22 protein-coding genes are annotated in these 21970 nt (G+C 63.2%); 14 read left to right on the top strand and 8 right to left on the bottom strand.

The features are described from left to right. Positions 1 to 2: 2 nt before the first annotated feature. From HNQ39_RS03605 to HNQ39_RS03615, 3 genes are all read left to right on the top strand, one after another. Complete coding sequence (locus tag HNQ39_RS03605) at positions 3 to 251, top strand: ribbon-helix-helix domain-containing protein (protein ID WP_221289787.1); 249 nt, start codon at positions 3 to 5, stop codon at positions 249 to 251. Further along, positions 248 to 577, top strand: a complete 330-nt coding sequence (locus HNQ39_RS03610; protein ID WP_184192588.1) for a type II toxin-antitoxin system RelE/ParE family toxin — start codon at positions 248 to 250, stop codon at positions 575 to 577. The genes HNQ39_RS03605 and HNQ39_RS03610 overlap by 4 nt, the downstream gene beginning before the upstream one ends. A gap of 71 nt (positions 578 to 648) precedes the next feature. Further along, positions 649 to 909 (top strand): hypothetical protein, encoded by a 261-nt coding sequence (locus HNQ39_RS03615; RefSeq protein WP_184192589.1) that lies wholly within the window; start codon positions 649 to 651, stop codon positions 907 to 909. Positions 910 to 940: 31 nt separating this feature from the next. Here the strand turns inward: HNQ39_RS03615 and HNQ39_RS03620 are convergent, their stop codons facing one another. The 5 genes from HNQ39_RS03620 to HNQ39_RS03640 all read right to left on the bottom strand — a co-directional run bounded on the left by HNQ39_RS03620 (position 941) and on the right by HNQ39_RS03640 (position 6472). Then, positions 941 to 1531: an SUKH-3 domain-containing protein gene (locus HNQ39_RS03620; RefSeq protein WP_184192590.1), complete on the bottom strand. Its 591-nt coding sequence runs from the start codon at positions 1529 to 1531 to the stop codon at positions 941 to 943. Positions 1532 to 1605: 74 nt separating this feature from the next. Further along, entirely contained in the window at positions 1606 to 1770 is a 165-nt protein-coding gene (locus HNQ39_RS03625; protein ID WP_184192591.1) for a hypothetical protein, read from the bottom strand. An 83-nt stretch (positions 1771 to 1853) separates the two neighbouring features. Then, positions 1854 to 3716, bottom strand: coding sequence for a response regulator (locus tag HNQ39_RS03630; protein WP_343075953.1), 1863 nt, complete (start codon positions 3714 to 3716; stop codon positions 1854 to 1856). Positions 3717 to 3760: 44 nt separating this feature from the next. Next, positions 3761 to 5998 (bottom strand): ATP-binding protein, encoded by a 2238-nt coding sequence (locus HNQ39_RS03635; protein WP_184192593.1) that lies wholly within the window; start codon positions 5996 to 5998, stop codon positions 3761 to 3763. 114 nt (positions 5999 to 6112) lie between these two features. After that, positions 6113 to 6472, bottom strand: coding sequence for a hypothetical protein (locus HNQ39_RS03640; RefSeq protein ID WP_184192594.1), 360 nt, complete (start codon positions 6470 to 6472; stop codon positions 6113 to 6115). A gap of 94 nt (positions 6473 to 6566) precedes the next feature. On the opposite strand from HNQ39_RS03640, the gene HNQ39_RS03645 reads away from it, so the two are divergent. Together HNQ39_RS03645 and HNQ39_RS03650 are read left to right on the top strand one after the other, a co-directional pair. Beyond that, positions 6567 to 6770 carry a hypothetical protein gene (locus HNQ39_RS03645; RefSeq protein WP_184192595.1) on the top strand — a complete coding sequence of 68 codons (204 nt, stop codon included), beginning with the start codon at positions 6567 to 6569 and terminating at the stop codon, positions 6768 to 6770. Then, positions 6767 to 8134, top strand: a complete 1368-nt coding sequence (locus HNQ39_RS03650; protein ID WP_184192596.1) for a sulfatase family protein — start codon at positions 6767 to 6769, stop codon at positions 8132 to 8134. The genes HNQ39_RS03645 and HNQ39_RS03650 overlap by 4 nt, the downstream gene beginning before the upstream one ends. Positions 8135 to 8326: 192 nt before the next feature. On the opposite strand, the gene HNQ39_RS03655 is transcribed toward HNQ39_RS03650, so the two are convergent. Beyond that, the gene (locus HNQ39_RS03655) at positions 8327 to 9166 is read right to left on the bottom strand and encodes an alpha/beta hydrolase (protein WP_184192597.1); all 840 of its coding nucleotides are present in this window, start codon (positions 9164 to 9166) and stop codon (positions 8327 to 8329) included. A gap of 58 nt (positions 9167 to 9224) precedes the next feature. Between HNQ39_RS03655 and HNQ39_RS03660 the strand changes: the two genes are divergently transcribed. The 4 genes from HNQ39_RS03660 to HNQ39_RS03675 all read left to right on the top strand — a co-directional run bounded on the left by HNQ39_RS03660 (position 9225) and on the right by HNQ39_RS03675 (position 15464). Beyond that, complete coding sequence (locus HNQ39_RS03660; protein ID WP_184192598.1) at positions 9225 to 10952, top strand: protein O-mannosyl-transferase family; 1728 nt, start codon at positions 9225 to 9227, stop codon at positions 10950 to 10952. Between the two features lie 94 nt (positions 10953 to 11046). Further along, positions 11047 to 12384 carry a hypothetical protein gene (locus HNQ39_RS03665; protein ID WP_184192599.1) on the top strand — a complete coding sequence of 446 codons (1338 nt, stop codon included), beginning with the start codon at positions 11047 to 11049 and terminating at the stop codon, positions 12382 to 12384. A gap of 103 nt (positions 12385 to 12487) precedes the next feature. Then, complete coding sequence (locus HNQ39_RS03670) at positions 12488 to 13978, top strand: aldehyde dehydrogenase family protein (protein WP_184192600.1); 1491 nt, start codon at positions 12488 to 12490, stop codon at positions 13976 to 13978. Between the two features lie 181 nt (positions 13979 to 14159). Then, positions 14160 to 15464 carry an aspartate aminotransferase family protein gene (locus tag HNQ39_RS03675; RefSeq protein WP_184192601.1) on the top strand — a complete coding sequence of 435 codons (1305 nt, stop codon included), beginning with the start codon at positions 14160 to 14162 and terminating at the stop codon, positions 15462 to 15464. On the opposite strand, the gene HNQ39_RS03680 is transcribed toward HNQ39_RS03675, so the two are convergent. Together HNQ39_RS03680 and HNQ39_RS03685 are read right to left on the bottom strand one after the other, a co-directional pair. After that, positions 15447 to 16061, bottom strand: a complete 615-nt coding sequence (locus HNQ39_RS03680; RefSeq protein ID WP_184192602.1) for a translin family protein — start codon at positions 16059 to 16061, stop codon at positions 15447 to 15449. The genes HNQ39_RS03675 and HNQ39_RS03680 overlap by 18 nt on opposite strands. Before the next feature lie 11 nt (positions 16062 to 16072). Then, a complete protein-coding gene (locus HNQ39_RS03685) occupies positions 16073 to 17689 on the bottom strand; it encodes a hypothetical protein (protein WP_184192603.1) in 1617 nt (538 codons plus the stop codon). A gap of 55 nt (positions 17690 to 17744) precedes the next feature. Here HNQ39_RS03685 and HNQ39_RS03690 point away from each other — a divergent pair, with 55 nt between their 5' ends. From HNQ39_RS03690 to HNQ39_RS03710, 5 genes are read left to right on the top strand one after another with little or no spacing between them, the layout of a single operon-like run. After that, entirely contained in the window at positions 17745 to 18386 is a 642-nt protein-coding gene (locus HNQ39_RS03690) for a thiamine diphosphokinase (RefSeq protein WP_184192604.1), read from the top strand. A 60-nt stretch (positions 18387 to 18446) separates the two neighbouring features. After that, a complete protein-coding gene (locus HNQ39_RS03695; protein WP_184192605.1) occupies positions 18447 to 18989 on the top strand; it encodes a GNAT family N-acetyltransferase in 543 nt (180 codons plus the stop codon). A gap of 26 nt (positions 18990 to 19015) precedes the next feature. Further along, positions 19016 to 19498, top strand: a complete 483-nt coding sequence (locus tag HNQ39_RS03700) for a regulatory protein RecX (protein ID WP_184192606.1) — start codon at positions 19016 to 19018, stop codon at positions 19496 to 19498. Next, the gene (locus tag HNQ39_RS03705) at positions 19495 to 20472 is read left to right on the top strand and encodes a glycosyltransferase family 4 protein (RefSeq protein ID WP_184192607.1); all 978 of its coding nucleotides are present in this window, start codon (positions 19495 to 19497) and stop codon (positions 20470 to 20472) included. The genes HNQ39_RS03700 and HNQ39_RS03705 overlap by 4 nt, the downstream gene beginning before the upstream one ends. Beyond that, positions 20469 to 21962: a hypothetical protein gene (locus HNQ39_RS03710; protein ID WP_184192608.1), complete on the top strand. Its 1494-nt coding sequence runs from the start codon at positions 20469 to 20471 to the stop codon at positions 21960 to 21962. Before HNQ39_RS03705 ends, HNQ39_RS03710 begins: the two co-directional genes overlap by 4 nt. Positions 21963 to 21970 lie beyond the last annotated feature (8 nt).

The following is a 21970-nucleotide window of genomic DNA, read 5'->3' on the forward strand; positions in this document are numbered from 1 at the left end:
CCATGAATATCTCCCTTCCCGACACGATGCGGACGTTTGTTGAGGAAGAGCTTGTGGAGGGGGGGTATCAGACCGCGAGCGAGTACTTTCGTGATCTCGTTCGGGAGCGACAGCAATACAAAGCCCAACAGAAGTTCGAGGCACTGATCGCTGAAGGGCTGGCTTCCGAAGCCGTTGTCACCACGCCTGAGTTTTGGGCGGAGCTAGAAACGAAGCTCTTTGGCAAAGAATCAGGCGAGATGGAGCGGTGAGCCTGACTGTCGTTGCGCGTCAGCGTGCCATCGAAGATTTATCCCAGCAAGTAGCGTTTTACAAACGCGAAGTCTCCGATACTGCAGGACAAAAGCTCTATAAGGCCGCCGTGCAGACCTTTGCTTTTCTCGCGGATCAGCCGGGAGTAGGTGCTCCTGCCGGGAGCCTTGCGGTTCCTGACCTGCGGCGCTGGCGCATCAAGGGCTACGAGAAAATCCTGATCTTCTACCACTACGACGACCACAATCTCTATCTCATCCGCATCCTCCACGGCGCACGGGACTTAGACAGCCTGCTCGACGATGAGCACGAGTTTTCGGAGTAGCTCCATGCCCAAACCCTCGAACAGCGACCTATGTTTTGATGGGGCTTCGCTACCCCAAGGAGTTTATCGAAATGATCTTGAGTCAAAATATTCTGGAGCAGTCCACGACCTACCAGGACATTATTGCACGGGGGGCTCGGGAAAACAGCCGCAGCCTCGTTCTTGATCTGGGTAAGCAGAACTTGGGCGTCCCGACTTCTGAACAAGTGAAGCAGGTGGAGGCGATAGAGGATACAGAAGTGCTGAAGGGGCTCATCGGGCAGATTTTCAAGGTCAAGACCTGGAACGACCTCCTCGCCGCCCTTCCGGCCACAGTCGCTCCACAAAACTGAGCGGAATTTCTCCCCTGGCTTCGCCGCCCCGTTATCGAAAGCGGTGAGGATCACTTTCAAGGATTGCTTTTCGCAACTCTTCCTCTGTCATTCCACTAGCTTCAGATTCTTCACCCGTATTTGGAAATATAGCATCTAATTCATCTTCGCTAAGAATCGTTTCTGGGTCTAATTGATTAAGTATTTTAAAAATAAATTCGTCAAATTTACCAAATTTAAAAACTCCGATATTTGAAAAAGAAGAAACTATACCGTCAGCATTAATATAAATTTCATCTGATCCATACACTTCATCATCGGTCCATTCATAATTTAACAAGCATAATGGTGAGTTGTTATGTCCTGATATACTATCCATAAATGATACAATGTTCGTTTTGAAGTTTTCCAAAAAAGTAAATTCTGCGGACATATAAGACTTTAATCTAAAATCAATTCGTATCTGCCCGTCTATATCCATTTTACTTGCAAGTATATTTAACCCTCCAAATGATTCAAAAATAGTTTTATGGTAATCAAAAAACAGGAACTTCCGATTTCGGAAAATCTCCTCAAAAGGAGCGATTTCTATTTTTCGTCCATCGTCCCATCCTGACTCTTTCAGTACGCTATAGATATTCATGACAGTGCAGATTCTTTATACTTTAAACGGTCTTGTTTTGGGAAGCCCGAACTCGGCGCGGATGGGGCGGGTGGCTACTTTGTGGTAGGGCCACTGGCGTTGGCGGCGCGTTGGATGGTGCGGCGGGTCTTGGCGAGGTCTTCTAGGAGGGCGTTTAGCTCTTGGCAGGCCTGTTGCTTGTCCGAGATCGTGACGGTGTAGGGTTGGTCGCGGAGCGCGGCGGAGGCACGACGCCCCATAGCCGGACGATCTCCGTCCCGGCTAAAAAGAAAAATCCCCGCCGGAGAGGTCCGGCGGGGGAGATGTGATCTATTATTTTCTCTCAAACTGCGTAGGAGATCGCGCTGACGGGCAAATCGTCTGGCGGCTCCTCCGCGCGGCGGAAGCGGCGCTGCCACTCCACAATCTCGTCGAAGGCCTTGAGGGCGGCGTCCACGATCTTGGGATCGAAGGCTTTCCCGGACTCCTCTTTAAGCTTCTTCTTCGCATCCTCATTGGTGAGGGAGCGCTTTTTGTGGTTGTAGCTGGTCCATTGATCGAACGCGTCGGCGATGGCTACGATCCGGCCATAGAGGGGGATCTCGTCCCCTTCCAGTGCCTGCGGGTAGCCCCGACCGTCCCAGCGCTCGTGGTGGGAGAGGGCGATCAGCTCGGCGGAGCGCAGGAGCTCCGACGGTGACCCGGAGAGCAGGCGTGCTCCCAGGATCGCGTGCTGACGGTAGACCGATTCCTCGTACTCGTCGCGCTCGCCCTTCTTATTGACGATGCTATCCTCGATGGCGAGCAGGCCGATGTCATGGACTTGGCTGGCGTAGAGCAGCATCTCGGCCGCGTCTTCGTCCAGGCCCATCGCCTTGGCGATCACCATGCTGTACTGCCCGACCGCCCGGATGTGGGCGGCGGCGGTCGGTCCCTCGCGGAACTCCGCGGTGTAGGCCATGCGCTGCATTGCATCGAGTGCGGAGCGGCGTGCGGCCTCCTGGGACTGCTTGACCTCTTCCATGGCGTGGCGCAGGTCGGCGGTACGGCTGCGAACCGTCTCCTCCAGGTTGCGCTGGTGCTTCTTGAGATCGTCCTGTGCCCGCTTCATCTTCAGGAGCGAGGCGACACGGACTTGCAGCTCCGTGCGGTCTACCGGTTTGCAGATCCAGTCGTTGGCTCCTGCTTCGACGGCGCGGAGGCGATCCTCTTTGCCGGAGAGAGCAGTGACCATCACGATTGGGATATCGTTGAAGCGCGACTCCTCGCGGATTCGCTTGCAGACCTCGACTCCGTCCATGCCGGGCATCATGTAGTCCAGCAGGATCATGTCGTAGCTGGCATCGAGTTTCTCCAGCGCCTCGGGGCCGCTGCTCACCAGCTCGGAGTCGTAGCCCAGGGTGCGGAGCATCGCCGAGAGCATCTCGCGATTGATCTCGTCGTCGTCCACCACCATCAGGCGTGCACTGCTGTTGGCAGCCGTCGCAAAGCTCAGGCCACGCTTGCGGCGCTTGCCGCTGATCGGTTGCTCCACCGGTGGCGGAGCGACAGGAGTTGCCGGCACGATAGGAGTCTTCACCAGCTCCAGAGTGGGGCGTGTGACGGGCTCCTCGATATCCAGGACGATGGGGGACATCGGCTCGCTGACCAGCTCCAGAACCACCGGCTGCTCGTCGTCCTGGGCCAGTGTCAAGAGCGAGTCGTCGCCCTCGGCAGCCAGCGTCAGCGGAGTATCGTCGGCCATCAGCGTGATCGCCGGCATCTCCACGAGCGTCTCGGTAGTCAGGAGTGGGGTGTCCAGCAGAGGCTCGTCCAGCAGGACGGGGGCTTCCGCGAGGGACTCCGCAAACTCTTGAACCATGCGGGGGAAGGAGCGGGTGTTGATCGGCTTCGTGATGTAGCCAATACAGCCCACTGCCAGCGCCCGCTCCTCATCGCCTTTCATCGCATGAGCGGTGAGGGCAACAATAGCAATATGCTTGGTCTTCGGATTCTTCTTGAGGATGCTGGTAGCCTCCAGACCGTCCATTCCGGGCAACTGAATGTCCATCAGGATTAGGTCGGGGAGCCCCGCCTCCGCGAGCCGAATGCCTTCCTCTGCGGTCATAGCCATCTCAAAAGAGAACCCTGCTACTTCCAGGAGGTCGGTTACCAGCTCCATGTTCACTGGATTGTCTTCGACAACCAGTATTTTCTTTTCAGACACGATCTTTCTCCGTCTCGTATCGTCGGGCCAGAGATTGGCAGGGACTACGCAGCAGCACGCTCACTCCGACCACGGCGCGTGGGGGCGGCGGTGGGGGGGGCGGGGCTCGCTTCTTCGGTTTCCTGCTCAGAGGCGATCCGAACGGCACTGATCTCGCGGACATCGGTGAAGGTTCGCAGGAGGCTCTCGGCCTCCACGGGCTTCACCACGAACTCTGCGGCGCCCAGCTGGAGAGCGCGGTTGCGCTCTTTTGTCACCGAGACTACCACCACAGGCGTTGCCTTGAGGCTGGCCTCGGCCTTGAGCTGGCTGAGAAGCTCCCAGCCATCTTCCCCATTGAGCTCGACCTCCAGCGTGATGATGGCCGGCTTGAGCTCTTGGGCGAGGGAGAGGGCATCCTTTCCGCTATTGGCGCGGGCCACATCGTAGCCGCCCTCTTGCAGGTGGTGGGTGAGCAGCTCTGCCGCGGAGGCATCGCTGTCGATCACGAGCGCCATGGACTTGGGAGCGCTGGCGGGTGCGGTGGTTGTCCGCTCGGTCTTGGTGCCGCGGCCGGGGCCGTTGTCCTCGGGGCCGAAGGGAACCGTGAAGCTAAAGGTGCTTCCCTGGCCCTCGCCCTCGGAGCTGACCCAGATGCGGCCGCCGTGCATCTCGATAAACTTCTTCACCAGTGCCAGACCAAGGCCCGTGCCCTGCTGCTGGCGGGAGTAGGAGTTATCGACCTGCTCGAACTCGCGGAAGATGCGGTCCTGGTCCTCTTTCTTGATCCCGATCCCGGTGTCCTTGACATCCACCTGGAGGAAGCTGCCGTTGCCGGCGGTTGCCAGCACGACCGTGACTTTCCCGTTCTCCGGGGTGAACTTGATCGCGTTGGAGATCAGGTTGTAGAGCACCTGCTTGAACTTGGCCTGGTCGGCGATCAGCGGGGGCAGGGTGGTGCCGCCCTCCACCTCCAGAGTGATGTTCTTCTTCTGGAGAAGCGCCTTGACCAGGTTGTCCACCGTTCGCACGGCGGTCAGCGGGGAGAAGGCGGCGTAGTCGAGCTGGACGCGACCGGCCTCGATCTTGGAGAGATCGAGAATGTCGTTGATGAGCTGCAGGAGGTGGCGCCCCGACGACAGGATATTGCCGACATAGCGCTCCTGCTTGGGGGTGAGCTCGCCAAAGGTGCGGTCGTGGAGGATCTCGGAGAAGCCGATGATCGCGTTGAGCGGGGTGCGGAGCTCGTGGCTCATGTTGGCCAGGAACTGGCTCTTGGCGCGGTTGGCCTCCTCGGCGGCCTCTTTGTCGCGGCGCATGGCCTCGGCTTGGCGGCGCTCGGAGACATCGTGGGTGACCACGACGCAGCGCTTCTCGCCCGTGGCTTCGTCCTTCCAGCTTGCCAGGACAACCTCGATGGGGAACGCGCTGCCGTCTTTGCGGACACCGTAGATATCGAGTGTGCGCGGCTTGTTGGCGTCTTCGAGGCGATCGACTGCCTTCTTGAAGCTCTCGCGGCTATCGTGGGCGACCAGCAGGCCGGCCTCTAGGTCCAGAGCCTCGGCCTGACCGTAGCCGTAGATGGCCTCGGCGGCGCGGTTCCAGGTGATGACCTTGCCTTGCTCATTGATCACACAGACCGCATCGTGCGACGACTCCACGAGGGCGTTGAGGAAGATATCGGAGCCTGCGAGCGGGGTGGACGCCGGAGCGGCGCTTCCCTTGGCGGCCTCGGCGGCGGCGAGGGCCTCCTTGGTCTGCTTGAGCTCATAGGCGACCTTCTCGGACATCTGGGTGAGCTTATTGAGGCGCTGTTCGGCGCGCTCTTCCGACTTCAGGAGCTGGGCTTCGGCATCGGCTGCCTTGGCCTCGACATCCTTGAGCTGGCTGCGGGTCTCGTCGAGCTGGCTCTTGAGGGCGGTGAGCTCCTCGGTGCTTGCGCCCGATGCCGATGCGGTCTCCAGGCTTGCCTGTGCCGCGGCGAGGGCGCTGCTGAGGCTGGCCTTCTCGGCGTCCCACTGGGCGCGCTGCTCCTCAAGGGCCTTCTGGCCGCCTTCCAGAGTTCCCACACGAGCAACCTGGGTGGCCAGGTCCTTGGTGAGTCCCTCCGCACGCTGCTCCGCCTCTTTCAGGCGGCGCGCGGTCTCATCGAGCTCCTTGCGGAAGCTGGTCTCTTTCGCGGCGAGCTGCTGCTCGACCTCTTTTAGCTTCGCCTCCGACTCACTACTGCGGGAGGACTTCTTGTCGGATGAGGACTTCTTGGCAGCCTCGGCCATCAGTTGCTTCCCTTTGAGGTAACTCATCAGGCCACCGATGCCGCATGCTAAGCCTGCACCCATACCAATGATTCCAGACACGTCAGCCATTCGTGGCACACACCTTTCGCACAATCGGGTTCATTTGAGAAAATTTCATTCTTAGATCACGAGCTCCGCCTCAAGCTGGCTGAGCTTCTGGCGCGCTTCCAGGAGGTTAGCCTGTTGGCGCTGCATGTTGAGGTAGATCATCAGGCCCTGTGCTCCCCCGATACAGCGCAGAAGCTGGCAGCGCTGACCGAGCGTGATCACAATGTCCTCGATGGTCTCTTTAGTGTCGAGAGAGGAGAGTACTCTGAACTTGGCCTTCATAAGATCCGTATTCGCCGCGGCCTCGATATCCAGGCTCGGGGTGTCCCCCGCAATTCCTAGCATCTTGCCACTCTTGAGATCCACCAGCACAGCGCCGGTCACTCCCTGCAATCGCATCACTTCTTCAAGGCAGGTTCTAACATTTGCCATAGAACGTATCCTTTAACATGCTAATGGTCGGAGGAATTGCTGGTAGAACTTAGGGGTAATTTTAGAGAGAGTCTATGCTGTATAATCCGCCAAGATGCTGCCCCCCCTCACCGACCCGACCAACCCGCCTCTGGTGGAGGCTCTGGGAAGCGCCGAGGCCCTGAGAATTGCGGCTCTGGGCTACCGCGTGCTCTGGATTGAGACCACACCTGAGGCGCTCAAGGCCGCGCGGCGCCTGATGCTGGCGCAGCCGTTTCTGGTGCAGAATCGCATCGAAGGGATTGTCTTGCGACCATGAAGAATGTTGTTTTTGTCTTCTCCGATCAGTGGCGCTGGTGCGACCATGGCTACACGGGCAATAAAGAGGTGGCGACCCCGCACCTGGATGCCCTTGCGCGGGAGAGTGTGCACTTCACCCACGCGATCGCGACCATGCCGGTGTGCTCGCCGTGGCGTGCGAGCTTTCTGACGGGCCAGTACCCGCTGACCCACGGGCTTTTCTTAAACGACCTGCGGCTCAACCACAAGGCCACATCGCTGGCGGAGGCGTTTGGGCAGGCGGGCTACGACACGGCGTGGATCGGGAAGTGGCACCTCGACGGCACGGGGCGTAGCCAGCGGATCCCGAAAGAGCGCCGCCAGGGCTTTGACCACTGGCGCGTTTTAGAGTGCACCCACAACTACCTCCACTCGGAGTACTTCGCCGGCGACGAGACCCAAAAGCGTACCTGGCCCGGCTACGATGCCTACGCCCAGACCGACGAAGCGCTTGCGTATTTACAGAGCCGCCCCAAGGACAAGCCGTTTCTGCTCTGTCTGTCGTTTGGGCCGCCGCACGATCCGTATAGAATGTGCCCCGAGGAGCTTCTTAAGACCTACGATGCCAAGACCCTGAGCCTGCGGCCCAATGTCCCCGACGCCAGCCGCGCCGATGCCCAGAAGACCTACGCGGGCTACTACGCCCATATCGCGGCGCTGGACCAGTGCGTGGGTAAGCTCCTCGCGGCCCTCAAGGCCAGCGGGCAGCTAGAGAACACGGTCTTTGTGTACACGTCGGATCACGGCGACATGCTGCACTCGCACGGGATGCTCAAGAAGCAGAAGCCTTGGGACGAGTCGATCCGGGTGCCGCTGCTGATCCGCCTGCCCGGTGGGAAAGCCCGCACGATCGAGGGACCCATCGGAACCCCCGACCTCATGCCAACCCTGCTCGGCCTCTGCGGCCTGCCCGTTCCCGCGACCGTGGAGGGCCGCAACCTCGCCGCCGTGGTCCAGGGCAAACGGACCTGGGACGACGACGCGGCGCTGATTCTCTGTGCGGTACCGTTTGGGGAGTGGCTCCGCAGGAATGGCGGGCGGGAGTACCGGGGGATTCGCACGGTGCGCTACACCTATGTCCGTGACCTCAGCGGCCCCTGGCTCCTCTACGATAACCGGGAAGACCCGTATCAGCTTACGAATCGCGCCAACGACCCGGCGCTCAAGGGCGTGCAGGCGGAGCTGGAGAAAAAGCTCGCCGCCCGCCTCAAAGAGACCGGCGATGACTTCGCTAGCGCCGACACTCTGATCGCCCGCTGTGGCTACAAGACCGATGCCAATGGAACGGTGGACTACGCCAACCCCCAGCGCTGGGGGCAGGAGACCGTCAAGGCGCGGGTGTAGGTCGCGCCGTTTTCATCGCTCCCATGAACGCACCCAAGGGGTACCCGGTCTTGCTATCCTCGTGCCTCGGACACAAAGGGCTGCGCCCATAATTCGGTATGGCCGAAGGCCTTCGTGTCGGAGCTTGCGACGACAGCAAGACGCCCCGCTCTAACCGGGGCGATACGAAACGGGGGCGATCTAAAACGCGACCTACACCAGCCCCCGTGCCTTCAGCCACTCCTCGCAGCGCTTGGGCCAGGCGGTGGGGATGGGCTTATCTTTCTGGGGACGCATGCCGTAGCCATGCCCGCCGGACTCCCAGATATGGAGCTCTGCGGGGACACTCACTTTTCGGAGCGCGGTGAAGAGCTGGACACTGCTCTGGCACGTCACGCCATCGTCGGCGGCGTGGGCGAAGAAGAACGGGGGCAGGTCTTTGGTCACCATCGCGGCGTACTCGGGCTGGAGCTGGAGGTTGTTGTCGCAGAAGTACGCGGGGTAGACCAGCACCGCAAAGTCCGGGCGACACGAGAGCTTGTCCGTGTCGTCTTGGTCGTCGTAGAGCGATTTTCCATTCTGCAAGGCGGCCATACCGGCGGTCTTGCCGCCCGCAGAGAAGCCGAGGATGCCGAGCTTGTCGGGGGTAACGCCCCACTTTTGCGCGTTGGCACGCACCAGACGAAGCGCACGCTGGGCGTCCATGGTCGGTCCCTCCCAGTTGGGCTTGAGCGAGCCGGTGGGGACGCGGTACTTCAGCACAAACGCGGCAATCCCTTGCTTATTGAGCCACTCGGCGATCTCGGTGCCCTCGAGGTTCCAGGCCAGGATGTTGTAGCCGCCGCCGGGGCAGATCACGACCCCGGTGCCCGTGCGCTTCCCCGACGGCAGGTAGACATGCAGCTCGGGCTGGCTGACATTGCCGAGCCGGATCACGGGCTTGCCGCCGGTCATCCCGACACCGGGCTTGGACGTATCGGCCTCGGGGCCGGTGACCAGGGGGGCGCCGCCGGGCAGCTTGCCGGGCCAGAGAGAGAGCGATTCGATCTTCATGTGCCCACTGTACCGCCACCTCCAGAGAAAAGACAAACTGCCCGACATTTCTACCAGGATGCTCTCTAAAATTTCCTCGGATAGCCGCACGATGCTTGCGCTCGGCTTGGCGTTTTGGGCCCTCTATCTGGCGACCCTCTGTCCCACGGTCTTCCGCGGCGACTCGGGGGAGATTATCGCGGCGATCTGGGGGCAGGGGGTGATCCATCCTCCGGGCTATCCTCTCTTCACCCTCCTCGGGAAGCTGTTTCTGGTGCTGGTGCCCTTTGGGGAGCCGGCCTTTCGGATAGGGGTGCTGGTGGCGCTCGGGGGGGCGGCGGCGGTCGCCTGCCTCTACCGGGTGCTCCGCGCTCTGGACGTGCCGGTGCGTGCGGCGCTGGGGGCAGCGGCGTTTTTCGGGGGGAGCCTGACTTTTTGGAGCCAGTGCAATCGGGTGGAGGTCTATAGCCTGCATCTCTTTCTCGTGCTCCTGGCGATCTGGCAGTGCCTCCGCTTCCGTGCCACCGGCGACGAGCGCGCGCTCTTTCTGGCGTGCTTCTCGGTCGGGCTGGGGCTTGCCCACCACCTGACAGTCGCGCTCCTGGTGCCGGGCTTACTGGTTCTCTGTGGGGCGCGCCTCTGGCAGGTGTCGGGGCTAGCGCGGCGTCTGCTGGTGGGAATCGGCTTGCTGGTGCTCAGTGGGCTTCCTCTCTACACCATCCTCTGGGGAAAGCTAGGGAGCCCCGAGGCCTTCTGGGCACATGTCACGGGGCAGAGCTACCGAATCTTCCTGGCTCCTCCCACGACTTGGAGTGCGCTTCAGAAGCCGCTCACGCTGGCGGGGGCGATCTTTGCGGAGAATGGGTTTGGGCCGCTCTGGGTGCTGACGGCTCTGGGGGGAGTGGCACTGGGCCGCCGACAGCCAGGGACTCTCGCGGGGCTGGTGCTCATGGGCCTGGCCATGGCCGGGTACTGCCTCTGCTACACCATCGAGGACATCGCCTCCTACTACCTGGTGCCGCTCGCGCTTGTGGTCGTGCTGGTGGGGGTGGCTCTGGGGCAGGTCGAGCAGGCCCTGGAGCGCCGGCAGCGACCCCGTATCCTGGCTCTGGGAGCGTGCTTTGTTCTCCCTGCGTTCGGCTTGACACTGAGCTTTCCGGCCTGCAACCTCCACGCAGCCACCGGGATTCGGCAGCTGGCGGTGCAGAAGCTATTGGCCTGCGCGCCGGGCTCGGTCTTGCTCTGCCAGGGCGACGAAGACACCTACTCGCTGCGCTATGTCCACCAGATTCTAAAGCTCCGGCCCGATGTCACGGTTCTGGACCCGGAGCAGCTCGCCCAGAGGGGAGGGGCATCGCTGGAGGGGCGTCCCCTGGCCTCGACCTACTTTGGGACCTCGGCCCAGAACGCTGCACAGCTCGGGGAGTCGCTGGAGCTGGAGTGGCTCCGCACCCACTACATCCCCGTGCCCCGTGGGGTGATCCTGGTGCTGGTTCCTCTGGCGAGCCCCCCGGCCATGACCGACGTGATCGCCCAGAGCAAGGCCGCCTGGGAGACTATCGACCTCCCCGAGCTTCCCGTCGCCGCCACGGCCACCGAGGTCGATGGGGACTACACCCGCCGCCACTATGTCACCATGCTCTGCAACTACGCCTTCCTCTACGAGCAGGTGGGCCAGCCCGAGCAAGCGCAGAAAGTCTACCAGGTGGCGCTGGACTGGGCTCCCGAGCTCGCCCGCACGACGCTCAAGGGCATGGAGGCACGCAGCAAGGTGGCGGTGCAGCTCCTGAGTGCCACGAAACCTTAACCCGTTTTTGCGGTAACCTGAGAGAGGTTTTTGGTATCATACAGCGTAGAAAAGCCTGCGCTGTCGGTCGCGGGCTTCTAGGAGCAACCAAACAATGAAGCGTCTCTTTTTCGCAGCAGGGCTGATCGCCGCCCTCACCTCCGGGACCATGGCCCGCGAGGCTCGTCCCGCCGCCGTGTCAACGTCGTTTCTGCAAGAGCTCAGCGCCCAGCAGAAAGCGGCCCTGGGAACCTACAAGGCAGAGGCCCCTGGAGTCCCCACCATTGTGATCAAGGCCCAGGGGGCACAGCTCATCATGGCGGCAGAGGGCTTCCCCGAGATCAATGTCAAGCTCAACGACAAGGACCAGCTGATCGCGGAGGGGCTGCCGGAGGGCTTCAACTTCACCCTGGTGCGCGATAAGGACAAGAAGATCACGGGGCTGAAGGTCGATACCCCCATGGGCGGCGGCGAGCTCAAGCGTGTCGAGGAGCCCAAAGCAGCCAAGCCCGCTCCCAAGGAAGAGGCCAAGAAGGCCGATGTCCCCGATGTGCTGGGGGTCTACGAGTCCGATGAGATCCAGGGAATGCGCATCAAGGGCGAGATGGTCTTTGAGAAGGGCAAGCTGCTCCTGAAAACCGAGGGCCAGCCCGATCTTGAGGTGAAGCTCGGCAAGGACGACAGCATCAAGACCACGCCAGAGATCCCCGATGTGACGTCGATGAAGCTCGTCCGCGACAAAGACGGCAAGGTGACCGGTAGCGTGGTCGAGACCGCGCAGGGCAAGCTGAACTTCACCCGCAAGACCTTCCCCAAGCCGCCCGGTGCCGAGGCGCCCAAGACCGAGCTCCCCGATGTGCTGGGCAAGTACGAGGCCGAGGACAGCGCCAGCCCGGTTCCGGGGCTTGAGGTCGTTGTCAAGGAAGGCAAGCTCTTCATCATTGTCGAGGGGCAGCCGGAGATCGACTTCACGCTCGACAAGATGGACAATGTCGTCTCGACCCACGCGCCCGAGGGGATTACGTCCAAGTTCACCCGCGACAAAGACGGCAAGGTCACCCACCTGGTCGCCGAGACCCCCGTGGGCAAGCTCAGCTTCAAGCGCACGACCTTCCCCAAGCCCCCGGCCGCCGAGAAGAAAGCCGAGCCTGAGAAGAAGGCCGATGCCGCCGATCCCGCCGCCCGCCTGAAGGCACTAGAGGGAGTCTACACCAGCGACACGCCGGGTCTCCCCACGGTCACCATGCGTGTCAAGGACGGCAAGCTGATGATCGAGGCCGACGGTAACCCCACTATCGAGGGGAAGCTCTCGGACAAGGACGAGCTGACGGGTGAGGGGCTGCCTGATGGCTTCACCGTGAAGATCACCCGCGACAAAGACGGCAAGGTCACCGGCATGAGCATCAGCACCCCCATGGGCGATGCCAAGTTCACCCGCGCCCCGCTGAAATAACTTGCCCCCCATCCCCCGCCCGGCGGGGGGGATCTGTGGGAAATTTATATTTCCTTGATGTCCCCCCGTCGGACGGGGGTTAGGGGGTGGGTACAATCCGTTCATGACCGACGGAAAAACCAACTTCATCAACGGCGAGTGGGTGGCGAGCCAAGGCGGCGCGACATTTGCATCCACCAACCCGGCCAACACGGACCAGACTCTCGGAGTCTATGCCCGCTCCGACCAGCGCGATGTCGCGGCGGCGGTGGCGGCGGCCAAGGCGGCCTACCCTACCTGGCGCAAGACCCCCGCTCCCGCACGGGGAGCGCTTCTGACCAAAGTGGGGCGCTTGCTAGAGGAGCGCAAGGAGCTCTTCTCCCAGGCCATGGTCGATGAGATGGGCAAGGTACTGGTCGAGGCACGCGGCGATGTCCAAGAGGCGATCGACATGGCCCACTACATGGCCGCGTTCGGGCGACTCCCCAACGGCAGTGTGGTCCCCTCCGAGCGCCCCGATATCCACTGCTCCGCCCGCCGGGTTCCCGTGGGCGTGGTTGGGCTGATCACCCCGTGGAACTTTCCCATCGCCGTGCCAACCTGGAAGATGTTCCCCGCGCTCCTGGCAGGTAATACCGTGGTCTGGAAGCCCGCCGAGGACACGCCCGGAATGGCCGTGCTCCTTGTCCAGCTCCTCGCCGATGCGGGGATTCCCGCGGGCGTGGTCAACTTGGTGACCGGCTATGGCGAGGAAGCGGGCGCGGCGCTTGTGGAGGCGGAGGGGGTCGCGACCATCTCCTTTACGGGCTCCACTTCTGTGGGCAAGCAGATCGCCGGGCGCTGTGGGCAGCTCATGAAGCGGGTGAGCTGCGAGCTGGGCGGCAAGAACGCGATCGTGGTGCTCGACGATGCCGATATCGAGCTTGCGATCAAGGGCTGCCTCTGGAGCGCCTTTGGCACCGCCGGCCAGCGCTGCACCGCCGCCAGCCGCCTGATCGTCGATAGCAAGATCAAGGCGCACTTCACCGCGCGTTTGGTCGAAGAGACGGGCAAGCTCCGCATGGCCCCCGGGGCCGACCCAGCCGCACAGATCGGCCCCGTGGTGAACCGCACGCAGCTGGAGCGCATCCAGGGCTATGTCGCGATTGGTCAAGCCGAGGGCGCAACCGTGCTCACCGGTGGGACGCCCCTCACCGACGCGCCGCTGGACAAGGGCTGCTTCTACGCCCCGACAATCTTCGACAACATGCGCCCGCCAATGCGAATCGCCCAGGAGGAGATCTTCGGCCCTGTCACGGGAATCATCACGGTCGATGGCCTCGACGAAGCCCTTGCGATCGCCAATGGCACCGGCTATGGCCTCTCGCTCTCGCTCTACACGGCAAACCTGCGGCGTGGGATGCGGGCCCTCGACGAGCTGGAGAGCGGGATTGTCTACATCAACCTGCCTACCAGCGGCGCGGAGATCCAGCTCCCGTTTGGGGGCGTCAAGAATACCGGCAACGGCCACCGCGAGGCGGGCTGGATGGCGATGGACTGGTGCACCGAGTGGAAAGCCGCCTACATCAACTACGCCGAGGGCAGCGAGCTGGTCCGCGCCCAGATCGACGTCTAGATCAGCGTTTTGGGCTCCGGCCGATGAGAACGGCCGGACTGGAGAGCCTTCGGCTGGAAAGCCCGTGCCGGGCATAATAATCGTGCCGGGCATAATAATTGGGTATGGCCGGAACGGCCTTCGCAGCGCGGCGCTCTCCAGCCCCCCCGCTCTAACCGGGGGGGACGGAAAGGAAAAATCAATGGATAAGACACACATCCTAGAGCTCAACCAGGCAGGGTTGCTGGCGGAGGTTCTGGGGTTTGAGACCGACGAAGTCGCCGGTCAGACGGAAGGAAGCAATGTCACGACGCTGAGCGGGCGAGAGTTTATCGACTTCACGGGGGGGATCGCGGTGCATGCCTGCGGCCACTGCCACCCGGCAATTGTGGCGGCGATCCAGGAGCAGGCCGCGCAGGTGCTCCATACATCGGACACCATGCGCCACGCGCCGCAGCTGGAGCTTGCGGACTTTCTGCGCGGCAAGCTCGCTGATGCCGGGGTGGAGAACGCCGCCTTTGTCTTCATGAACTCCGGCTCTGAGAGCAACGATGCCGCGGCGAAGCTGGCGCTGAAGGTCACGGGACGCAAGAAGCTCGTGGCATTTGTGGGGGCGTTCCATGGGCGAACCATGCTCTGCTCGGCGCTGTCGCGCTCCAAGAGCCTGCACTGGCAGAGCCTGGAGCCGTTCCTAACGCCGCTCCGACAGCATATTCTCCACGCCCCCGCGCCGCGCTGCGCCGGCTGCACGATGGACTCCCCGAGCTGCTGTAGTGTCGGGCTGGAGGCGCTCTTTACTACCCATGGCGACGATATCGCGGCGGTGTTCTTCGAGGCGCAGCAGGGCGAGGGCGGCTATGTCCCGCGCACGCCCGAGTCTGGGAGGCGCCTGCGGGAGCTCTGCGACCAGTACGGTGCCCTGCTGATCGCCGATGAGATTCAGGCGGGAATGGGCCGCACGGGCCGCTGGTTTGCCTTCGAGCACCTCGGAGTGGTCCCGGATATTGTTGTCTTTGGAAAGGCCGTGGGCGGTGGGATGCCGCTGGCGGGGATCGCGGCACGTGCGGAGCTGCTGGCACGCTGGACACCCGGCGAGCACGGCACCACTTTTGGAGGCAACCCCGTCTCGTGTGCCGCGGGGCTGGCGGCGGTGCGCCTGATGGAGCGTGAGGGGCTGGTCGCGCGGGCGGCACGCCTCGGTGCGGAGGTCAAGGCGCGGCTGGGCAAGCGGGTCGGCACGCACGGGGTTGTCGATGTCCGTGGCAATGGCTTCATGCTGGGAATCGAGCTCCGCACCCCCGATGGCGCCCCGGACTACGCCCGGCTGGAGCGGGTGAAAGATGCCTGCCGCGAGCGTGACTTACTGGTACTTACCTGTGGCGCCAAGCTCGGCGATCCCCACGCCGACTGCGCGGTGATCCGGCTCATCCCCCCGCTGAATACCCCCGAAGACGTCCTCTGGGCCGGGATCGCGGTGGTGGAGAGTGTGCTAGCGGGAGTCGAGTGAGCGCATCAGGCGGTCCTGCACCATCGCCATGGTCACATCACCGCGGGTGCGCTCGACCACGGCACGTAGGGCATCGCAGGTGCGCCGCAGGCCACTGGTGACCGCATCGGGGAAGTCCACGGTCGCAAGCGCCGAGAGGATCTCGTCCATGGCCGTGAGCATCGTCTCTGCGCGGGTGTGCTCCCCCTTGCGGAGCGCATCGAGCGCATGGCGGCGCCCCTCCGAGGCTGCCTCCGCAAGACCGTTGAGGTAGGCGGCGGCCTCGATCCCCAGCGACTCGGGCGTGGGAAGGTCCACTCCCTCGATCAGCGCCAGCAGGCACGCCGCCTCGGCCAGTTCTTTGTGTGCATCCTGGACATAGCCCGCGTAGAGCAGCTCCGGGTAGTCGGCCAGCGCCGCCGCGACCTCGACCGCCTCGGCCTGTGCGCCCGCCACGGCCAGACGCGCCTCAGAGAGCTCGCCCCGGTGCATCGCGCGGATGGCGTTGGCGCAGGTGCGGGTGAGTGCGCGGCCATGGGCGAGGGCACGCTCACGGGACTGGTAGGTCGCCTCCAGCGCACCGCGCGCCTGGGAGACAATGGCATTCAAGTTCTGCATGGGACTCTCTCTCACGGACGGTGCCAGAGCACCTGCGGGGGGGCGATACTGGCGATAAAGGTCTTCTGGGCGGCACTGAGCTCGAGGCCTGCCAGCTGCTGAGCGCTGGGGACGACCGAGTCGGGCTCCGCGACCACGGGCTGCCAGCCCGCCGCTTGAAGGGCCGTGTTCTGCGGCGCGGTCTTGGGAAGACAGACCCAGCGAGCCGCCTGCTTGGGATCGCTCAGGAGCGCTGTCAGCTCCGCCTCGGTCACGCCCACTGCCATCCGTCGCCCTGTGTCGAAGTAGCGTAGCTGCGAAAACGCGTAGTTCTCCAGCCCCAGGTAGTAGACCGCCTCTCGCTCGGGGACGAGCTTGGCAACCCAGCGCCAGCGTTGGTCGTAGTCCGTCAGGCTTCCGGGCATGAGCCAGAACGCCTTGGCGTCTTTGGCGAGCAGGATCAGCAGGATCGCCAGGTAGCCCGGCCAGGCAGCGCGCTGCCAGAGCCCGCGGAGCACGGTCCTCGCCCCTACTGCCACATAGAAGTAGAGCCAAGGGAGGTACTGGAGGTAGTAGGCGATATTGATGAAAAACACCAGCAGCATCGCCGTGTGGAGCGCAAGATAGAGATCGACAAAGTGGTGCTTCTTCTCACGCAGGCACCGCACCCAGCCCACCACCAGCAGAGTGGAGACCAGCCACTCCGAGAGGGTAGCCACCCAGGTGAGGCCGAGCTGCTGCAGAAAGGGCCAGGGAGCCCCCCCGCTGGCACGCGACCAGGGAAAAAGATGGTAGCCCATCAGCCCCGGCAGGTTCCGTAGCTCGGCCAAGAGGTGCCCCCCGAGCGAGCTGTCTCCCTCGATGCGGCCATCGATCTCCGCCTCGTACTCCCGGCTGATCCAGTTGCCCGTGGCCTGGTGGCTGCGCCAGAGCCAGGGAAAGCAGCAGGCAAACGTGAGGACTCCGACCAGAGCGGCTGTTCGCCACTGCCGCACGACAAGAGCAAGGTAGAGCACCACCCCAAGGCTGAGCACTATTCCCATCCTGTGACAGTAGAAAAAGCCGGTGAGGAGCAGGCTAAGGATCACGGCCTGCTTCCACCAAGGCCAGTGGGTGGGCTTTCGCTCTAGTACAGAGATACTCCCCAGAATCAGTAGGGTCATGATCCCCCCGTTGCCCTCGAGGTTCAGGATGCGGAGCACGATAGGGTTTAGCCCAGAGACCAGCAGGAGCAGGAGCGCCAGGCGGTGCCCGGTGCGGGGGAGCAGGAGGCGGTAGAGCAGAGGGAGGCTCGCCAGGTAGGAGAACATGGAGAGCAAGCGCAAGGGCCGCAGAAAATCTCCGACAAGTCCCATGAAGGGGGCCATCAGCACCGACGCAAAGGGGGGGTACTTGGTGAGAAGGGGAGCATCGGGGCGGGAGATATCACAGTAGCCCTTGCCCTGTGCAATCGACCAGCCCCCAATGATCTTGAAGAAATCGTCGCAGCGCTGGAGCGGGATCTTCAGGGAGATCACATAGCCCAGGAAGATCGCCACGCACGCTACCCAGAGGCCGACTTGGGGGGAGCGAAGCCAGGGAAGCTCCGGCAGGGCGAGCGCAGGTTTTTCGTATTTGGCCCGGAGGGCTTGGCGCTCGGCTTCGTCCATTGTCTCTGGCGATTGTACCACCTTACGTGGGCCAAGAGACGGTAAACTACACAGCATGCACGCTCTTCTCTGTGCCAACGCGCCCTTCTCCGATTCGGCTGCAGCGCTCCTTTTAGAGGTGGCACAGTCGGCGGACTTGCTGGTCGGGGTGGACGGCGGTGCGCGGACTCTGTCTCGCTACAGCCTCCTCCCGCATCTTGTCACGGGCGATGGGGACTCCCTCTCCGAGCAAGAGTGTCAGGCGCTTCGCGCCGCAGGGGTGCAGCTTGTCCCTACCCCCGACCAGGACTACACCGACCTCGATAAGGCACTGGCCTACGTGATCGCGGAGCATGGGGCGACGGAACTCACGGTCTTTGGCGCGACCGGGGGGCGGCTGGACCATAGCTACTCGGTCTTCTCGACACTCCTTAAGCACGGAAAACACACACGGGTCCAGTTAATCGACGAGACCGCGCGCTACGAGGCGATTCAGGGGCAATGGCACTGCACTGGCCCCGAACTGGTGGGCCGGACTCTCTCCCTGCTGGCCTTTGGACGCGTGGAGGGAGTCACCACAACCGGCCTGCGCTGGCCCCTCACCGATGACTGGCTCGCTCCGGGCCACCGCGATGGCACACTGAACCAGGTTGTGGAGAGCACGATCACCGTGCAGGTGGGCTCGGGGGAGCTGATTGTCATGCTCCACCATCTTTAGCACTCTCTTTCTGCCTGGCGATAGAGCCGTTAACCCTGTCTGAACGAAAGAGGAATGTCTATGTTTGGTCCTATCCTAGAGGGCGAGCGTGTGCGGCTTGTCCCCCTGACCCCCGAGCTCGCCCCGCTCTTCTGCGCCTGGTTCGCCGATACGGAGGTCACGCGCTACCTGAGCCTCGCCTATCCCCCGACCCTGGACTTTGAGAAAGAGTGGCTGGAGAAAGTGGGGCGCAGTAGCACGGAGGTTGTCTGGGCCGCACAGCTCAAGGAGAATGAGAAGGTGATCGGCACCACCGGCCTCCATCAGCTCGACTGGCAGAACCGGAGCGCGGTGACGGGCAATCTTATCGGGGCTAAAGAGGAGTGGGGGAAGGGCTACGCCAGCGAGATTGTCGCCCTGCGCACGGACTATGCCTTTGGAACCCTCGGGCTGGAGAAGCTCAAGACCCTGGTCTACACCGAGAACACCGCCAGCCGCCGGGCGCTGGAGAAGGCAGGCTACCAGACGGTCGGGGTCGCGCGCCACGAGCGCTGGCACTTAGGGCGCTGGCACGATGCCTGGCTGGGCGAGGCACTCCGCGACGACTGGCTCGCGCGGCAGTAAGCTCCAGAGCGCCGTAAAATAGCGGTATGACCGAATCTGAGGCCGCCAACTACTGTGTCTGGCTCCTGGGCCAGCAGCCGCGCAGTGAGAAAGAGCTGGGCGACCGGCTGACCAAAAAAGGGGCCGACGAGGAGACGATTCTTGCGGCCCTGGAGCGGCTCCGCGGCTGGGGCTACCTCGATGATGCCGCCCTCGCCGAGCGCTGGGTGGCATCGCGCGGCAAGACCCGGGGCAAGTACCTCCTGCGCCAGGAGCTCAACCGAAAGGGGCTCGACTCCGCCGAGGCGCTGGAGAGCCGCACCGACGACGACGAGCGCACGGCTTGTTTGAGTGTGGCGGTCAAGCGGGTGGGCGACCCGCCCAAAGACCGAAGCCGTGAGGCCCAGGCGAAGCTCTCGGCGTTTCTACAGCGGCGCGGCTTTGGCTGGGACGCGATCCGGCCCGTGATGCGCCAGCTCTACCAGGGGATTGTCGCCGAGGATCTCGATGCCGCCGAGGTTGAGGATTGATCCGAGTCGCGCATCTCCTGCGGCCTGCCCAAGGAGGAATGCTCCAGCAGGTGCGCTCCCTCCTGCACGACCCCGAGACCGAGGCGCTTCTCGCCGCACCCCCGCGTGAGCTCGCTGCACTCTCCGGCCACTTCCCCCTCCCCGAGAGCGATGGCCTCAAGGCGCAGCTCATGGGGGGCTGGGCGGCGGGACGCTGGGCGCGCTCGGTGGGGGCGCAGGTGCTCCATGGCCATGGCCTCAAGCGCCTGCCGCTCTATGTGCTCGCCGCAAGAGTCTCCCGGCTCCCGCTGGTGGTGACCCTACACAACCTCGCCCCTAAGACCCCCGCGCTGGCACTCCTAAAGCAAGCCCAAGCCGTGATCGCGGTCTCGGAGGCGGTGGCCAAGACCGCGCCCGTTCCCTGTCACGTGATCTACAACGGCATCGCTACCGAGAAGTTCTCCGGCTTGCCGACAAAGGCCGACGCCCGTGCCCGCTTGGGCTGGCCGCAGGAGCAAAAAATTATTCTGAGCGTCGCGCGGCTCTCCAAAGAAAAAGGCTTGGATGTCCTCTGTGAAGCCTGGCCCGGTGCCTATATCGCCGGCGATGGCCCCGAGCGGGCGGCGCTCACCGGGGCAACGCTCCTGGGAATACGTGACGATATCCCTCTCTTGCTAGCAGCTGCCGATATCTACTGTCAGCCGTCGCGCTCCGAAGGGCTCGGTCTGGCCGTGCTAGAGGCGATGGCGGCGGGTAAGCCCATTGTCGCCTCTGCCGTGGGAGGAATCCCCGAGCTCCTCCCCGATGCCTCAGTGGGTTTGACGGTCCCCGCAGACGATCCCGCGGCGCTTCGAGTCGGCATCCAGCTCCTGCTCGACGACCCCGCGCGCGCTGCGGCAATGGGCACCTACGCCCGCCAGCGGGTCACCGAGCGCTTCACCGAGGCTGCAATGCGCACCGAGACGCGAAAAGTCTACGCGAGGCTCCTCCGATGAAGAAAATCCTCGGCTGGCTGATGCTCGTCGCAACCCTCGTTTTCGGCTACACCCGCTCCTTGCCCCCGAAAGTAACCCCACTCCCACCGGCAAAGACATCGGTTGTCTATGTTGGAAATCTGTACATCAAAGACTGGCAGGGGAGGTTTTACTCCGAAGGTCTACGAAAAGGGGCAAGAGCGCTCTACCCAAGTAAAGCAGGCCGCGTGGGAGAGAAATGGGGGCTGCTTGAGGTGCTGGCAACCGGGAGCCGTAGCCCGCTTCCCCCCGACGCTCCCCGAATCCCCTTGGAGCGCCTCTACACCAGCCCCCCCGGCCCGCAGCTCAAAGATCGGATCGCTGCCCTGCCTGCGGGGGAGCGGCTTCTCGTGGTTGGGTTGATGACCGAAGGAGATCATGGGGCAGTCATTGGAGATGGGTGGAAGTTTCGTGAAGTAGTGCTACTGGGCAAGGACGTGCCCGAGGGCCTACTCACCTCGCCATCGGTGCGCTTTCGCCCGGGCCTGATCGCCGCCACAGATATTGCTGCCACCGCGCTAGGAGAGCCATTTGGTGCGGGCCGTCCCGCGGTTCTACTCCCGGGGAAGTCTCTGAACTTAGAGCGGCAAAGAGAGCTCTGGAAGCAGCAAGGCGCGAGCGGGCTGGTGGTGGTTCCCTGGCTCCTGACACCGTTGCTACTGCTGGCGGCGTGGAAAAAGTGGGAGCGCTTGGGGCGGCTTGTTCTGGCTATGCCGCTGGCAATGCTCCTTACCCCCTTGCTAGGAGCACCGCTCTATCCGTTTATTGGACTTGAGCTGATCGTGCTCTTTCTCGCGACGGTTGCGCTGGCGGTCTGGAAGCTGACAGTTAAGAAAATTGCCTTTGTGATCGCTCTGGTGCTCTGGGCGGGCGCGACCCTGGGCGTGCCGCTTCTTGAGTACAACAGCTTCTCCTACTCACTGGCGGAGGCGGCGCGCTTCTACGGGATCGGCAACGAGGGCGCGGGGCTGCTGATGGGCTGTGCGCTGGCCGCGGGCTTTGAGCTCCCGGCGCTTCTTGCGGTGGCGCTGGCGATTGGCCTGCCGACCCTCGGGGCCAACAATGGATGCTTTCTTGCTGCGCTGGCCGCGGTTGTGCTCGCTGCTCCCACGCGGAAGACCCGGCTCGGGGTGGCGGTTCTGGCGCTGCTCTTGGTGGGAGGGGTGGTGCGCTGGGAGGCGAGCCGCGCGCCACAGGTGCGCTCCCACCTGGGACAGGCCGTGACAAAAGGCGGCGGAGGGCTCGCGGAGCTGGCGGTGCGCAAGCTGGCGATGAGCGGCTACTTGCTGGTGCGAAGCCCCTGGATGCTCCTGCTGATCAGCACAGGGGGGCTGGCTTGGCGCAAAAAAAAGAAAAACGAGCTCTTGGTCGCGCTCCTCGCCTTGGCCCTCAACGACTCGGGGGTGCTGGCGGCGGCGACTCTGCTGCTGCCCGTTGTGGCGGACCAAAAAACAGACACCCCGCCTGAGTGAGCCCAAGC

It is taken from the genome of Armatimonas rosea, from assembly GCF_014202505.1.
GTDB classification, from domain to species: Bacteria; Armatimonadota; Armatimonadia; order Armatimonadales; family Armatimonadaceae; genus Armatimonas; species Armatimonas rosea.

Excerpts from the sequence above, each read along its gene's own strand:
- HNQ39_RS03660 (WP_184192598.1), top strand. The coding sequence starts at position 9,225 with ATGCTCTCTAAAATTTCCTCGGATAGCCGCACGATGCTTGCGCTCGGC.
- HNQ39_RS03625 (WP_184192591.1), bottom strand. The coding sequence starts at position 1,770 with ATGGGGCGTCGTGCCTCCGCCGCGCTCCGCGACCAACCCTACACCGTC.
- HNQ39_RS03680 (WP_184192602.1), bottom strand. The coding sequence starts at position 16,061 with ATGCAGAACTTGAATGCCATTGTCTCCCAGGCGCGCGGTGCGCTGGAG.
- HNQ39_RS03615 (WP_184192589.1), top strand. The coding sequence starts at position 649 with ATGATCTTGAGTCAAAATATTCTGGAGCAGTCCACGACCTACCAGGAC.
- HNQ39_RS03700 (WP_184192606.1), top strand. The coding sequence starts at position 19,016 with ATGACCGAATCTGAGGCCGCCAACTACTGTGTCTGGCTCCTGGGCCAG.
- HNQ39_RS03710 (WP_184192608.1), top strand. The coding sequence starts at position 20,469 with ATGAAGAAAATCCTCGGCTGGCTGATGCTCGTCGCAACCCTCGTTTTC.
- HNQ39_RS03675 (WP_184192601.1), top strand. The coding sequence starts at position 14,160 with ATGGATAAGACACACATCCTAGAGCTCAACCAGGCAGGGTTGCTGGCG.
- HNQ39_RS03655 (WP_184192597.1), bottom strand. The coding sequence starts at position 9,166 with ATGAAGATCGAATCGCTCTCTCTCTGGCCCGGCAAGCTGCCCGGCGGC.
- HNQ39_RS03665 (WP_184192599.1), top strand. The coding sequence starts at position 11,047 with ATGAAGCGTCTCTTTTTCGCAGCAGGGCTGATCGCCGCCCTCACCTCC.
- HNQ39_RS03620 (WP_184192590.1), bottom strand. The coding sequence starts at position 1,531 with ATGAATATCTATAGCGTACTGAAAGAGTCAGGATGGGACGATGGACGA.
- HNQ39_RS03690 (WP_184192604.1), top strand. The coding sequence starts at position 17,745 with ATGCACGCTCTTCTCTGTGCCAACGCGCCCTTCTCCGATTCGGCTGCA.
- HNQ39_RS03685 (WP_184192603.1), bottom strand. The coding sequence starts at position 17,689 with ATGGACGAAGCCGAGCGCCAAGCCCTCCGGGCCAAATACGAAAAACCT.
- HNQ39_RS03635 (WP_184192593.1), bottom strand. The coding sequence starts at position 5,998 with ATGAGTTACCTCAAAGGGAAGCAACTGATGGCCGAGGCTGCCAAGAAG.
- HNQ39_RS03695 (WP_184192605.1), top strand. The coding sequence starts at position 18,447 with ATGTTTGGTCCTATCCTAGAGGGCGAGCGTGTGCGGCTTGTCCCCCTG.
- HNQ39_RS03650 (WP_184192596.1), top strand. The coding sequence starts at position 6,767 with ATGAAGAATGTTGTTTTTGTCTTCTCCGATCAGTGGCGCTGGTGCGAC.
- HNQ39_RS03670 (WP_184192600.1), top strand. The coding sequence starts at position 12,488 with ATGACCGACGGAAAAACCAACTTCATCAACGGCGAGTGGGTGGCGAGC.
- HNQ39_RS03645 (WP_184192595.1), top strand. The coding sequence starts at position 6,567 with ATGCTGCCCCCCCTCACCGACCCGACCAACCCGCCTCTGGTGGAGGCT.
- HNQ39_RS03640 (WP_184192594.1), bottom strand. The coding sequence starts at position 6,472 with ATGGCAAATGTTAGAACCTGCCTTGAAGAAGTGATGCGATTGCAGGGA.
- HNQ39_RS03605 (WP_221289787.1), top strand. The coding sequence starts at position 3 with ATGAATATCTCCCTTCCCGACACGATGCGGACGTTTGTTGAGGAAGAG.